This window comes from Pseudomonas sp. HT11, from assembly GCF_044875395.1.
GTDB lineage: Bacteria > Pseudomonadota > Gammaproteobacteria > Pseudomonadales > Pseudomonadaceae > Aquipseudomonas.
The window spans coordinates 5,845,549-5,858,010 of sequence record NZ_CP173217.1 but is presented as its reverse complement, the minus strand read 5'-3'; the positions used below and the strand labels follow the sequence as shown (position 1 = coordinate 5,858,010).

The 12,462-nt window shown below is 62.2% G+C and carries 9 protein-coding genes; 1 reads left to right on the top strand and 8 read right to left on the bottom strand.

The window, feature by feature from the left end; all coding sequences use genetic code 11:
- Nucleotides 1–16: 16 nt before the first annotated feature.
- The gene (locus ABWL43_RS27070) at nt 17–469 is read right to left on the bottom strand and encodes a GNAT family N-acetyltransferase (protein WP_145157608.1); all 453 of its coding nucleotides are present in this window, start codon (nt 467–469) and stop codon (nt 17–19) included.
- A gap of 198 nt (nt 470–667) precedes the next feature.
- On the opposite strand from ABWL43_RS27070, the gene ABWL43_RS27065 reads away from it, so the two are divergent.
- Nucleotides 668–1,405 carry an ABC transporter substrate-binding protein gene (locus tag ABWL43_RS27065; RefSeq protein ID WP_242200609.1) on the top strand — a complete coding sequence of 246 codons (738 nt, stop codon included), beginning with the start codon at nt 668–670 and terminating at the stop codon, nt 1,403–1,405.
- A 241-nt stretch (nt 1,406–1,646) separates the two neighbouring features.
- Here the strand turns inward: ABWL43_RS27065 and yccS are convergent, their stop codons facing one another.
- The 7 genes from yccS to ABWL43_RS27030 form a co-directional block, all read right to left on the bottom strand.
- Nucleotides 1,647–3,830 carry a YccS family putative transporter gene (gene yccS, locus ABWL43_RS27060; RefSeq protein ID WP_145157603.1) on the bottom strand — a complete coding sequence of 728 codons (2,184 nt, stop codon included), beginning with the start codon at nt 3,828–3,830 and terminating at the stop codon, nt 1,647–1,649.
- Between the two features lie 215 nt (nt 3,831–4,045).
- Complete coding sequence (locus tag ABWL43_RS27055) at nt 4,046–5,224, bottom strand: NAD(P)/FAD-dependent oxidoreductase (RefSeq protein WP_404485582.1); 1,179 nt, start codon at nt 5,222–5,224, stop codon at nt 4,046–4,048.
- 180 nt (nt 5,225–5,404) lie between these two features.
- Nucleotides 5,405–6,742, bottom strand: coding sequence for an ATP-dependent RNA helicase DbpA (gene dbpA, locus ABWL43_RS27050; protein WP_232626477.1), 1,338 nt, complete (start codon nt 6,740–6,742; stop codon nt 5,405–5,407).
- Between the two features lie 198 nt (nt 6,743–6,940).
- Complete coding sequence (mdtD, locus tag ABWL43_RS27045) at nt 6,941–8,368, bottom strand: multidrug transporter subunit MdtD (RefSeq protein WP_404485579.1); 1,428 nt, start codon at nt 8,366–8,368, stop codon at nt 6,941–6,943.
- 36 nt (nt 8,369–8,404) lie between these two features.
- A complete protein-coding gene (locus tag ABWL43_RS27040) occupies nt 8,405–9,295 on the bottom strand; it encodes an alpha/beta fold hydrolase (RefSeq protein WP_404485576.1) in 891 nt (296 codons plus the stop codon).
- A gap of 297 nt (nt 9,296–9,592) precedes the next feature.
- The gene (locus ABWL43_RS27035) at nt 9,593–10,909 is read right to left on the bottom strand and encodes a TldD/PmbA family protein (RefSeq protein ID WP_404485574.1); all 1,317 of its coding nucleotides are present in this window, start codon (nt 10,907–10,909) and stop codon (nt 9,593–9,595) included.
- Complete coding sequence (locus ABWL43_RS27030) at nt 10,909–12,351, bottom strand: TldD/PmbA family protein (RefSeq protein ID WP_404485571.1); 1,443 nt, start codon at nt 12,349–12,351, stop codon at nt 10,909–10,911. The genes ABWL43_RS27035 and ABWL43_RS27030 overlap by 1 nt, the downstream gene beginning before the upstream one ends.
- Nucleotides 12,352–12,462 lie beyond the last annotated feature (111 nt).

Genomic DNA, 12,462 nt, shown 5'->3' with positions numbered 1-12,462 from the left:
GCCTGCGATGGCGCCCTCACTGACGCCGCATACCAATGTGCGGAATATCGTCCTCCAGGTATTCCTCACCCTCAGCCACAAACCCGTACCGCCCGTAATACCCCTGCAAATGCGCCTGGGCTGACAGAAAGATCGGCGTTTCAGGCCAGATGTCGTCAATGCGCTTGAGGGCTTCTTCCATCATTTGATGGCCCAGCCCGGTGCCGCGTGCCACTGGCGCGACGATCACTCGGCCAATCACCACGTCACCGCCCTGGGATTGCGGGTCCAGCAGCCGCAGGTAGGCCACCAGCTCGTCATCTTTCCAGGCCATCAGGTGGTGGGTATCACCCGAAAGGTCCTGCCCGTCGAGGTCCGGATACACGCACTGCTGTTCAACGACAAAGACCTCGCTGCGCAGGCGCAGAAGGGCGTAGAGCTGGTCCTTGCCCAAGTCTTCCTGGTGTTTGCAGACCCAACTAACCGTCATGGTGTGTTCTCTTGTTAATGGCTGGAGCCGATAATAAGCGTGACGGTCAGAACTGTCTAAATTCAGCATTTTTGTGAATGGCGTCAATTTGCCATCATTCCGTGCGCGCGCGGCCCGGTTCTTTGTGTAATCTGCAATGCAGGCTCATTGATGAGCTACTGTTATCAAGCCACTGCCTGCCCGCCAAGGACTTTAAGCATGCCGCGATTTTCTCGTGCCGTTGCTTTGATAGGAGTGTTGTTGCTGACCACGCCAGCGGTCGCACAACGTCTGCGTTTGGTGGCGGACGCCTGGCCACCGTTTACTGATTCGACATTGATCAACGGTGGGTTGGCCACCGACATTGTCAGCACGGCCCTGGCGCGCGCCGGCTACGCCAGTGATTTTGAGCAGGTACCTTGGGCACGCGCGTTGATGGGCGTGGGTGATGGCCGCTATGACGTGTTGATCAATGCCTGGTACGACGAGGCGCGCACGCAACTGGGGCAGTTTTCCGCTGAGTACCTGCTCAACCGCGTGCGGTTTATCAAGCGCCGGGACGACCCCATTGAGTATCAGAACCTTGAACAGCTGCACGGTGAGCCCATCGCCGTGGTGCGCGGGTATGCCTATTCGGCGGCGTTCGACCAGGATGCGCAGTTGCAGAAAGTGCCGGTGCATAACTTCGCCATGGCCGTGCGCATGCTCGCGGCGCAACGCGTGAGGCTGACGCTGGAAGACGAATATGTCGCCCGCTATTACCTGGCGCGCGAGTCGCCACGGGTGCGCAATGCGGTGGAGTTTTTACCCCAGGCGTTGAGCGAAAACAGCCTGCATATTCTGGTCAGCCTGAAGAACCCCGAGCATGCGCAGATTGTTGCCGGTTTCGACCGGGAAATTGCCAAGATGAAGGTTGATGGCAGTTATGCACGGCTGATGAAGGCGCATGGGATGTGAGTGGGGTGAACGCTTTATTGTGCCAAGCAGGCTTCTCGTGGCAAGCGGTCTTCCTGTAGCAAGCGGGCTTCTTGTGGCGAGCGGGCTTGCCGCGCGTTGGGCTGCGCAGCAGCCCCAATACCTGACACCTTGATTTACCTGATGCACCGTGGCGGTCTTTTCTGGGGCCGCTTCGCGCCCCAACGCGGGGCAAGCCCGCTCGCCACAGGAAGCCCACCCGCCACAGGAAGCACCGCAGCCATTAAGCCGCGCGGGTGTCCTTGATCAGGTGCGCCGCCAGCGTGCGCAAAGGCCCCAGCTGCCGGCAGATCAACGCCAACTGCGTCTGCACCAACCGCTGCCCCTCATCGATCTCATCCGGCATCTGCTCCAGGTCCGCTGCCAGGGCTTCTTCGGCGTCGCTTTGAATTGCGATCGGCTGCTTGTTGGCCAGCCCCGTGGCAATCTCGTCGATGCTCGCTGCCAGGCTGTTGCCGGCGCCGTCGATCAAGTGCTCACGCACTTCGGCCGGCAGCTGGGTTTCGCGGTGTGCGCCCAGCCCCGACAGGTAACTGAGCAAGGTGTGCGACAGCACCAAAAAGCGGAAGCCTACGTCAGCTTCTTTGCGAAAGTGCCCAGGCTCCATCAGCATGTTCGCCAGCGTGGTGGACAGCGCCGCATCGGCGTTGTGCGCGTTGCGCCGGGCCAGGCGGTAGGCCAGGTCGTCGCTCTTGCCGGCGGCGTATTGCTGCATGATCTGGCGCAGGTAGATGCTGTTGCAGGTCAGGGTGTTGGCCAGCACTTTGTTCAGGCGCCGGCCCTGCCAGTCCGGCAGGAACAGGAATACCGCCAGGCCCGCGATCAGGCTGCCAATCAGCGTATCGAACAGCCGTGGCAGGAACAGCCCGTAGCCATCACCCACCTGGTTGAAGCAGAACAACACCATCAAGGTGATTGCCGCCGTGGCCAGGGTGTAGCGGGTAGTGCGGTTGATAAAGAACACCAGGCCGGCGGCGATGGCGAACAGCGACTGCACCAGCGGGCTTGGGAACAGGTCGAACAGTGCCCAGGCCACGGTCAGGCCGATGGCCGTGCCGATGATCCGTTGGCCGAGTTTGCGCCGGGTGGCGCCGTAGTTGGGCTGGCACACGAACAGGGTGGTGAGGATGATCCAATAACCCTGGGAGGCGTGAATCGCATGCAGGGTGCCGTAGCCAATGGTCAGCGCCAGGGCCAGGCGCAAGGCATGGCGGAACAGCAGCGAGGTCGGCGTCAGTTGCGTGCGCAGGCGCGTCCACATTTCCTTGAGGTTGCGTGGCGCACGGTCCAGCAGGTTGCTGTCGGTGGCGTCCGCGAGGGCGTCGGGGTTGCTGGCGTCGCCGAGCAAGCGGTCGAGGGTCGACAGGTTGGCTGCCAGGGCGCGCAACGAGCGCAGCAGACCGCGCCAGGCCGGGTTGCTCTGAATGCGCAGGTGTTCCAGCGAGGCATTCAGGTCGCCCAGCGCTTCTGCAAAGCTGTCGTCATAAATGAACGGCTGGCGCAGCTGGATCGACTCGCCCAGGGTCTGGCAGGCCTTGCCTTGCTGGCGCAGCAGGCGCTGACAGCGGAACAGCACGTCGCTGTGGAAAAAGGCGTCGGCCAGAGCGTTGTACGGGTAATGCGAGGAGCTGGCGCGTTCGTGGATGTCCTGGGCGAGGAAGTACAGCTTCAAGTAGCGGCTGACCTTCGAGCCGGGCCGACCATTGCCCACGCGGTGCAGGATGATTTCCTTCGCCGCATTCAGCGCTGCCACAACGCGCCCGTTTTGCTGGGCGAGTTCCAGGCGGCGCGCTTCCACGTCCAACTGCCGAATCGGTTCGAACAGCGACGATTTGAGCTTGAGATAACGCCCCAACTCGCGAAACAGCCGCGCCAGGCTTTGCTGCACCGGCTGGTTGGAAAACAGCACCTGCCACAGCACCGAGAGCACGCCATACCAGGCAGCACCGGCCACCAGCAGCAGCGGCTCATGCCAGAAATCAGAGACGGCGCCACCGCGCTGGTCCACACCAATCATGGTGTACACCGACAGAATCAGCGTCGCCGAAGCAATCGCGCCATAGCGTTCGCCCAGCGCACCCAGCATGGTCAGGCAGAAACTGGCCAGGGCCAGGGCGATTGCGAACATCCACGGGTAAGGGAACAGCAGTTCCACCGACAGCGCGGCGATGCTGAAGCACACCAGCGTCACCGCCAGAGCGTTGAGGCGGCCTTGCCAACTGTCATCGGTCTCGGCCAGGGCGCTGGCGATAATCCCCAGGAACAGCGGGATCAGCAGCGTCATTTCGTCCTGATACCAGCACAGCGCCATGCTGCCGGTGAGGGCGATGAACACCCGTACGCTGTAGCTGAATTTATCCAGCGCCCACAGGCGCCGCATGGACTGCTTGAACGAGGTCGATGACATGAAGTCTGGAGTCTTCCGGGACGATGCCGCTAAATTGAGCTATCAAGGACGCCACGGCAAGCGTAGCGATCACATCGATGCGCAAAATAACTTCCAGGCACACCACAAGACACATGTGGGAGCTGGCTTGCCTGCGATAGCGATGTTGGATTCACCACCGCTATCGCAGGCAAGCCAGCTCCCACAGGGTTTTGCATTTCAAGGTTTAAGCGGCGTCAGGCGTATTGCGCGGCGGCGTAGCCCGACGCCCAGGCCCACTGGAAGTTGAACCCGCCCAGGTGACCGGTCACATCCAGCACTTCGCCGATGAAGTACAGCCCCGGGCTTTTCAGCGATTCCATGGTCTTGGACGACACTTCGCGCGTGTCAACGCCACCCAGCGTTACCTCGGCCGTGCGATAGCCTTCAGTGCCCGCCGGCACCAGTTGCCAGCTCGACAGCTTTTGCGCGATGTCGGCGATTTCGGCGTGGGTGTACTGCTTCATCGGTTTGGATGCAAACCAGGTGTCGGCCAGCAGGTTGGCCATCTTCTTGGTGAAGATCTCACCCAGCAGGGTTTTCAACTCGCTGTTGGGGCGCTCGACCTGTTGCTGTTGCAGCCAGGCGTGGGCGTCGTGGTCGGGCAGCAGGTTGATTTCCACTGTGTCGCCGGTTTCCCAGTACGAGGAAATCTGCAGGATCGCCGGCCCGCTCAGGCCGCGGTGAGTAAACAGGATGTTCTCGCGAAAACTCTGGTCGTTGCAGCTGACCAGGCAGTCCACCGAGGTGCCGGACAGCTCGGCGCACAAGTCCTTGAGCTGGTCGGTAATGGTAAACGGCACCAACCCAGCGCGGGTCGGCAGCAGTTCGTGGCCGAACTGCTTGGCTACTTGATAACCGAACCCGGTAGCGCCCAGGGTCGGAATCGACAGGCCGCCCGTGGCGATCACCAGGGATTCGCAGCGCAGCTCACCCAGAGTGGTTTGCAACTGATAACCGGCTTCAAGCTTGGCAATCTCCTGAACCGACGTGTCCAGGTGCATGCTCACGCCGGCTTGAATGCATTCATCGAGCAGCATGCCGAGGATGTCGCTGGACTTGTTATCGCAGAACAACTGGCCGAGCTTTTTCTCGTGGTACGGCACGCCGTGCTTGGCCACCAGACCGATGAAGTCCCACTGGGTGTAGCGGGCCAGCGCAGACTTGCAGAAGTGCGCGTTGTGCGAGAGGAAGTTGGCCGGCTCGGTGTACATGTTGGTGAAATTGCAGCGGCCACCGCCGGACATCAGGATCTTTTTGCCGGCCTTGTTCGCGTGGTCGATCAACATCACCTTGCGCCCACGCCCGGCGGCCGTCAGCGCGCACATCAAGCCTGCGGCGCCGGCGCCAATGATCACAACTTCGGTCGAGCGCACAGCAATGTCCTCACAAAAAAATTGATCTGAAATGCAATCAAATGTGGGAGCTGGCTTCTGTGGGAGCCGGGCTTGCCCGCGATGCAGGCACCTCGGTATATCAGTTACACCGAAGTGATGCTATCGCAGGCGAGCCAGCTCCCACATTGATTCGGTTCCCACAGTGGCTACGCGGTGCTGTTACAGGATGCGCACGCGCAACGAACGGCCTTTGATCTTGCCGTCATTCAAACGCTGCAGCGCCTGCTTGGCGATCCCGCGTTCCACGGCCACAAAGGCCTGGAAGTCGAAGATCGCGATCTTGCCGACCTGGGCACCGGGGATGCCGGCGTCACCGGTCAATGCGCCGAGGATGTCGCCCGGGCGAACCTTGTCTTTACGGCCGGCGGCGATGCACAGGGTGCTCATCTGCGGCAGCAACGGGCCGCCGCTTTGTGGCTTGAGGTTGTCCAGCTGGTCCCAGTTCAGCGGCGACTTCTGCAGTTGCTCGATGGCCTGGGCGCGGTGCGCTTCGGACGGCGCCACCAGGCTGATGGCGATGCCGGTTTCGCCAGCGCGGCCGGTACGGCCTACACGGTGAATGTGGATTTCCGAGTCGCGGGCCAATTCGACGTTGATCACCATGTCCAGCGAGTCAATGTCCAGGCCACGCGCGGCCACGTCGGTGGCGACCAGCACCGAGGTGCTGCGGTTGGCGAACATCGCCAGTACCTGGTCACGGTCGCGCTGTTCCAGGTCGCCATGCAGGCCGACGGCGGAAATGCCCTTGGCCGTCAGGTGATCCACGGTTTCCTGCACTTGCTGCTTGGTAAAGCAGAACGCCACGCACGAGGCCGGGCGGAAATGCGCCAGCACCTTGGTCACGGCGTCCATGCGCTCTTCCGGCGAGATCTCGTAGAAACGCTGCTCGATCTGGTCGTCGGAGTGGAACGCTTCGGCCTTCACTTGCTGCGGCGCGCGCATGAACTTGGAGGCCAGCTGCTTGATGCTCACCGGGTAGGTGGCCGAGAACAGCAGGGTCTGGCGGCGTGGCGGGGTCTTGCTGATGATGTCTTCGATGGCGTCGTAGAAGCCCATGTCGAGCATGCGGTCAGCTTCGTCGAGAATCAGTGTGTTCAAACCGTCCAGCACCAGCGAACCCTTGCGCAGGTGCTGCTGGATACGGCCCGGGGTGCCGACGATCACGTGGGCGCCGTGTTCCAGCGAGGCAATCTGCGGGCCGAGGGACACGCCGCCGCACAGGGTCAGCACCTTGATGTTGTCTTCGGCACGCGCCAGGCGACGGATTTCCTTGGCCACCTGGTCGGCCAGCTCACGCGTCGGGCACATCACCAGCGCCTGGCAGCCGAAGTAGCGCGGGTTGATCGGGTTCAACAGACCGATGCCGAAGGCGGCAGTTTTGCCGCTGCCGGTCTTGGCCTGGGCAATCAGGTCCAGCCCCTTGAGGATCACCGGCAAGCTTTGCGCCTGGATCTGCGTCATCTCGACATAACCCAGCGAGTCGAGGTTAGCCAGCATGGCGGCGGAGAGCGGCAAAGTATTAAAAGCGGTGGCGATGGTAGTCACGGGACTGGCTCTGCAAAACAAAATGTCGCGCAGTGTAACAGCCCGCTACGGATTTCTTCGCAAGTTCTAGACGAGGGGAGGCGGGCAGCGGCAAGTTACGCGCTGCAAGCCGCAGGCTTGAGGCTTCCAGCTTGAAGCGTGCCGCTGCTGCTAATGCTCAATGTCGTGCTCGGGGCTGACCACGCGTTTGCCGTCTTTTGGCGACAGTTGCAGGAAGATCGCCGCCGCCAGCATCGCCATGATGCCCACGGTGAGAAAGGTCAGCTGGAACGCGCCGAGCACGCTTTCCACCCCGTCGTTGCCCGCTTCGGCAGTAAAACCGCCGAGCAGCGCACCGGCGCACGCTACCCCAAGGCTCAGGGACAGTTGCGCCACCACCGAAAGCAAACTGTTGCCGCTGCTGGCCTGGGCGTCATCGAGGTCGATCAGGGTGACGGTGTTCATCGCGGTGAACTGCAAGGAGTTGATCGCGCCCAGCACCGCCAGCATTCCCAGTAGAAGCGGATAGGGCGTCTGCTCGCTGACCAGGCCCATGCTCGCCAGCATGATGCCCAGCGCCAGGGTGTTGCCGGTCAGCACGATGCGATAGCCCAGGCGCTCGATCAACGGCCGGGCGATGGACTTGGCAAACATCGCCGCCGCCGCCAGCGGCAACATGCTCATCCCGGCTTCCGAGGGCGAATAACCCAGCGCCACCTGCAACAGCAGCGGTACCAGGAACGGCAGCGCGCCGCTGCCGAGCCGCGCAAACAGGTTGCCGAGAATGCCCACGGCAAAGGTGCGCGTCTTGAACAGCACCGGCGAGAACAGCGGGTTGTCGATATGCCCGGCGCGCAGCCAGTACGCCGCCAGGCACGCCAGCCCGCCAAACAGCAGCAACATCACGCGCAAATGCGGCAAGTGCAGTTCGCCCAGGCCTTCCATGGCGATGGTGATCAGCACCATCGCCGCGCCAAACAGCACGAACCCCACGCTGTCGAAACGCGTGCGCTCGCTGCCGCGCAGGTCGGGGATGAGTTTCCACACGGCGTAACAACCGATCATGCCCACCGGCAGGTTGATCAGGAAGATCCAGTGCCAGGTCAGGTATTGCACCATCCAGCCGCCCATGGTCGGGCCGAGCAACGGGCCGAGCAGGCCGGGAATGGTAATGAAGCCCATGATCCGCACCAGCTCGGAGCGCGGATAAGCGCGTAAGACCACCAACCGCCCCACCGGCAGCATCAGCGCGCCGCCCAAGCCCTGGATGACCCGCGCGCCTACCAGCATGGTCAAGCTGCTGGACAGGGCGCACAGCAACGAGCCAATGCTGAACAGCATGATCGCGCCAAAGAAGATTCTCTTGGTGCCGAAGCGGTCGGCCACCCAACCCGAGGCCGGGATCAGCAAGGCGACGGTGAGCATGTAAGCAATCACCACGCCTTGCATGCGCAGCGGGTTTTCCGCGAGGTCCCGGGCCATGGCCGGCAGTGCGGTGTTGAGAATCGTCCCATCCAGCGACTGCATGAAGAAGGCAATCGCCACCACCCAGGGGAGCCAGCGGGCGGTCTTGGCGTCGAGAGGGGCGCGATTGGGCATGAGCTACCTTTTTGTTAGCAGGCTATGTGTCGGCGATTATGCGCCATCCGTCGCTCCTTTTCCCACTGGCGGTTCGTCTAAATCTGACAATGTCGCGTGCGCTCCGACCAGGTAATCCAGCAGCGCCCGGTGTACCGCCAGCGCAGCCTCGCGTGATTCAAGGTCGAGCAAGTGGCCGGTGTGTTCGGCGACGGCGAAGGTGCTGCGACCCACGTATTTTTTGAACAGTTGGGCCTCCGCGGCCGGGGTGTACTCATCCAGCGCGCCGTTGATGAAATGCACCGGCGTTTCGATCTGCGTGAGCGCCGGCAGGTAGTTGCCATCGCCCAGGCCCAGCACCTGGTGGATATGAAAGCGCGCCTGGCGGTACTCGGTGGTGGCCATGTTCGACAGGTGCCGGTGGTTATTGCGCTTGAGGCGCGGTGACAGGTACTTGCCAACGGTCTCGTTGAGCAGGTGGCCGACAGCGGATTTGTCATCCGCTTCGATCAGCACGCGCACGCGCTCCACATAGTCGAGCATGGCCTGGTTGAGGTTGGGCGCCAGGGCCATCACCACCGAGCTTTCGATAGAGGGCGGGTTGTGCGCCAGGGTCAGCAGCGTGGAGATGCCGCCCCAGGAGGCCGACACCAGGTGGCTGACCTGGAAGCGTTCCACCAGGGCACGCAGGATTTGGACTTCGTCGTCCTTGGTGACCAGGTCAAGGTTGCTGTTGTACTCGCGCGAAAGGCCGGAGAACGGCAGATCGAACAGTAGCACATTGAAGTGTTCCGCCAGGCACTTGCTGGTGCGGGCGAAGGAGCGGGTGGTGGACAGTGCCCCATTGACCATCAGGACGGTTTTCTTTTCCGAATCGTTACCGAGCTGCTCAACGTGAACGTTGTAGTGTTTGAACAGCCCTTCTATGACAAAACTTCCATGGTCCATGTCAACGCTCCAGCTTGCCCAATCCAGGCAAGGTCATGCATCACGTGCGCACACGTGGGGTTAGTGGCGGGGTGCCACTAACCGTTATAACGAGGTTTTTTACGGGCGACAACATGCCGCACGGGGAGAAGTATGAGATGGGATTTTTCGGTAGGAAGGAGCTAAACGAGGGTGTAAGGAACGAGCACAGAACAGTGTGGGAGCTGGCTTGCCTGCGATGCAGTCACCTCGGTGTATCAGTGACACCGCAGTGATGCTATCGCAGGCAAGCCAGCTCCCACAGGGGAGTCGCAGTGCTTATAAGGTGAGAGTCAGGCGTTTGACCAACGCGCCTGGCAACAAGTTGGACGCGGTATTGCGCTGGCTATACGTACTGGCCGACAACAGCAACTCACGCTCAGCGGTCAGCGCCTCGAGCTGCGAGCCGAGCAAACTGTAGACGCTGTCATCAAAGCGCATGGTGCTGACCGGCGCCTTGATCTCGCCGTCTTCCACCCAGAACGTGGCAAAGCGCGTCATGCCGGTCAGGCGGGCGGCCGGTAAATCCGAATAGTTCAGGTACCACAGGTTGCTGATGTACAGCCCGGTGCCCAACTGCTTGAGGATATCGGCCTGGGCGAGGCCGCCCGCCGCCATCTGCAAGGCGCTGGGCGACTCGTCGCTGCTGGCGCCGTTGGTGCTCAGGCCGTATTCGGCGGCGCTGCGCGAGTTGATCAACTGGCCCTCGGCCTTGCCCCCGTTGATCAGCGTCACATCCCCGCGCGGGTAGCCTTCGGTGGAGAACGCCTGGCTCAGCGAGCCGCTGATCTGCTCATCGACTTTGACCAATGGGCTCAACGACTGCTCACCGGCATACAGCTTTTGCAACGAGCTGGCTTTGCTGGCGATAGCCTGAGCGGAAAACCCGCCCCAGGTGATGATGCTGATGATTTCTTCCAGCGCCGCGGGAGCCAGGTAGGCGCGGTATTGGCCCGGCGGCAAGCTGTGCAGCGGGCGCCCGAGGAATTCCAGCTGCTCGCGAGCCTGCTGCAAGCGTGCGCTGAATTCGGCGCTGTCCCAGGTGTGCCCGGCGTAGCTGGCTTTGACCGCTTCGCCGTTGGCGTGGAACAGGCTGAAATCGAAGTTGAAGCTGTTGGCCTGATGCCAGCCAAACGCGCCGTCCGAACTGGCGAACCCTCGGGTGATCGGGCCAGCAGCGTAAAAGCCGACCAGGTCCACGCCTTCTGCGGCCTGGCTGATGTCTTCCAGCACTTGGGCCAGTTCCGGCAGCGGTCGTAGCTGCTCGTTATGGCTTTGCCAGGCATTGTGGTTCAGCAGCAGGTACGGGTCCTGTGGCAGCAAAGGCAAGGTTTCGCGCAACTGTTGCAGGCCATCGGCGAGGCGCTGGCGGTCCAGTTCCGGCTCACCGGCCAAGGTAATGCCGAGGTCGGCGTGGCGGCCGTCGTTGATCAGCTTGAGGTTGAGGCTGGCCTGTTGCACCTGGCCGGCCTGGCGCACCTGGGCGTGGTTGAAGCGTACGAACTCGGATGATTCGTCTGCGTAGCCGAGGTGAAATTGTTCCTTATCGGTGATGGCCTGCTTGAGCCAGTCCACCAGTGCCTTGAAGTTGTTCATCAGGCATCTCCCCCAAATACGTCGACATCACTGAACACACACGCCGGTGACGCATGACCCACGCGAATCACCTGGTTGGGCTCGCCTTTTCCGCAGTTCGGCGTGCCCAACACCTTGAACGTGCTGGCGTCGCCGACGGCGCTGAGCTTGCGCCAGAACTGCGCGGAAATCGCACGGTAGTTGGGGTTCTTCACCACGCCTTTAAGCTTGCCGTTTTCGATCAGTTGGCCCCACTCGCAGCCGAACTGGAATTTATTGCGCGCATCATCAATGGACCATGAGCGGTTGGTGCTCATCAGAATGCCGTGCTCGATGCCGCTGATCAGCTCGGCCTGGGTTTTGTCGCCGGCCTCGATGTTCAAGTTGGCCATGCGGTCGATCGGCGCGCGGTTCCAGCTGCACGCGCGGCTGTTGGCGACGCCGCCGAGCCCCGAGCGAAATTGCGACAGCGCGCCGCCCAGTGGCTTGAGCAGCAAACCGTCGCAGATCAGAAACTGCTTGGTGGCGCGGGTGCCGTCGTCGTCATGGCTGTAGCTGGCGAGCTGCTCGGGGATGTCCGGGTCGAAGGTCACGTTGAGCAGGGGCGAGCCGTATTGCAGGTGGCCAAAATCGCTGGCCTTCACAAAGCTGGTGCCGGCGTAATTGCGCTCATCACCCAGGATGCGGTCCAGCTCCAGCGGGTGGCCGATGGACTCGTGGATCTGCAGGATCATCTGGTCGGGCATCAGCAGCAGGTCGCGCGGGCCGTTGGGTGTGTTGGGCGCGAGCAGCAGTTGCAGGGCTTCGTCGGCCACCTGGCGGGCGGTGCCGGCCAGGCCGAAGCGGCGAATCACGTTCGCACTGCCTTGCTGGCCGAAGTTGGTGCCGCCCAGGGTGCGGGTCTGGCTGTCGTTGCCGTCAAACGCGGTGACGCTCAGGCCCGGGTAGACGAAACGCTGAGCCTGGCGCAGTTCGGCACCGGCGCTGTTGAGGTAGATCTGCTCCACGCGGGTGGTGCCCAGGCTGACTTCCCAGCTGACCAGGCGCTCGTCCTTGGGCACGCTGGCAGACTCATCGCCCAACAGTTGGTAGCAGTCGCTCAAGGACGGGAAGGGCTGGTCGAGGTCCGGTGACAGGTAGTCGGCGACGTCACTGGAGACCGGCTGCGTGTGCAGGTCGAGCAGGGCGTGGGGCAAGATCCGCCGGGCTTGCTGTTCAGCGCGCTCAAGGGCGGCTTGCAGGCCGGCAAGCGAGATGTCGTTGGTAGCGGCGTAGGCTTCCACGCCGTTGAGACGCACGGTGAGCATGGCGCCCTCGTCGTGGTTCAGGTGTGGCGGCTCGGCAACGTTCTTGCGGACCGACAGGTTTTGGCCGGATTCGCGGACGTAACGCAGCGAGAAAAATTCGGCGCGGGTGCGCAGGGCACTGAAGTGCTTTTTGAGAGTGGCGTGGTAATCGAACATGGGGCCTTCCTTGTGGGCGGCTCATCGCGGGCAGGCAACAGAGTAGGCCTGGGCTGGGAGCTGATCAAGGAAAGAGGTTTTGCAGCGTCTGGTCGGGCCCTATCGGGGGCA

Bases quoted from the DNA above. Each gene is read 5' to 3' on its own strand.
- ABWL43_RS27070 (WP_145157608.1), bottom strand. From the start codon at position 469: ATGACGGTTAGTTGGGTCTGCAAACACCAGGAAGACTTGGGCAAGGAC.
- ABWL43_RS27035 (WP_404485574.1), bottom strand. From the start codon at position 10,909: ATGAACAACTTCAAGGCACTGGTGGACTGGCTCAAGCAGGCCATCACC.
- mdtD (WP_404485579.1), bottom strand. From the start codon at position 8,368: ATGCCCAATCGCGCCCCTCTCGACGCCAAGACCGCCCGCTGGCTCCCC.
- dbpA (WP_232626477.1), bottom strand. From the start codon at position 6,742: ATGCTGGCTAACCTCGACTCGCTGGGTTATGTCGAGATGACGCAGATC.
- yccS (WP_145157603.1), bottom strand. From the start codon at position 3,830: ATGTCATCGACCTCGTTCAAGCAGTCCATGCGGCGCCTGTGGGCGCTG.
- ABWL43_RS27030 (WP_404485571.1), bottom strand. From the start codon at position 12,351: ATGTTCGATTACCACGCCACTCTCAAAAAGCACTTCAGTGCCCTGCGC.
- ABWL43_RS27040 (WP_404485576.1), bottom strand. From the start codon at position 9,295: ATGGACCATGGAAGTTTTGTCATAGAAGGGCTGTTCAAACACTACAAC.
- ABWL43_RS27065 (WP_242200609.1), top strand. From the start codon at position 668: ATGCCGCGATTTTCTCGTGCCGTTGCTTTGATAGGAGTGTTGTTGCTG.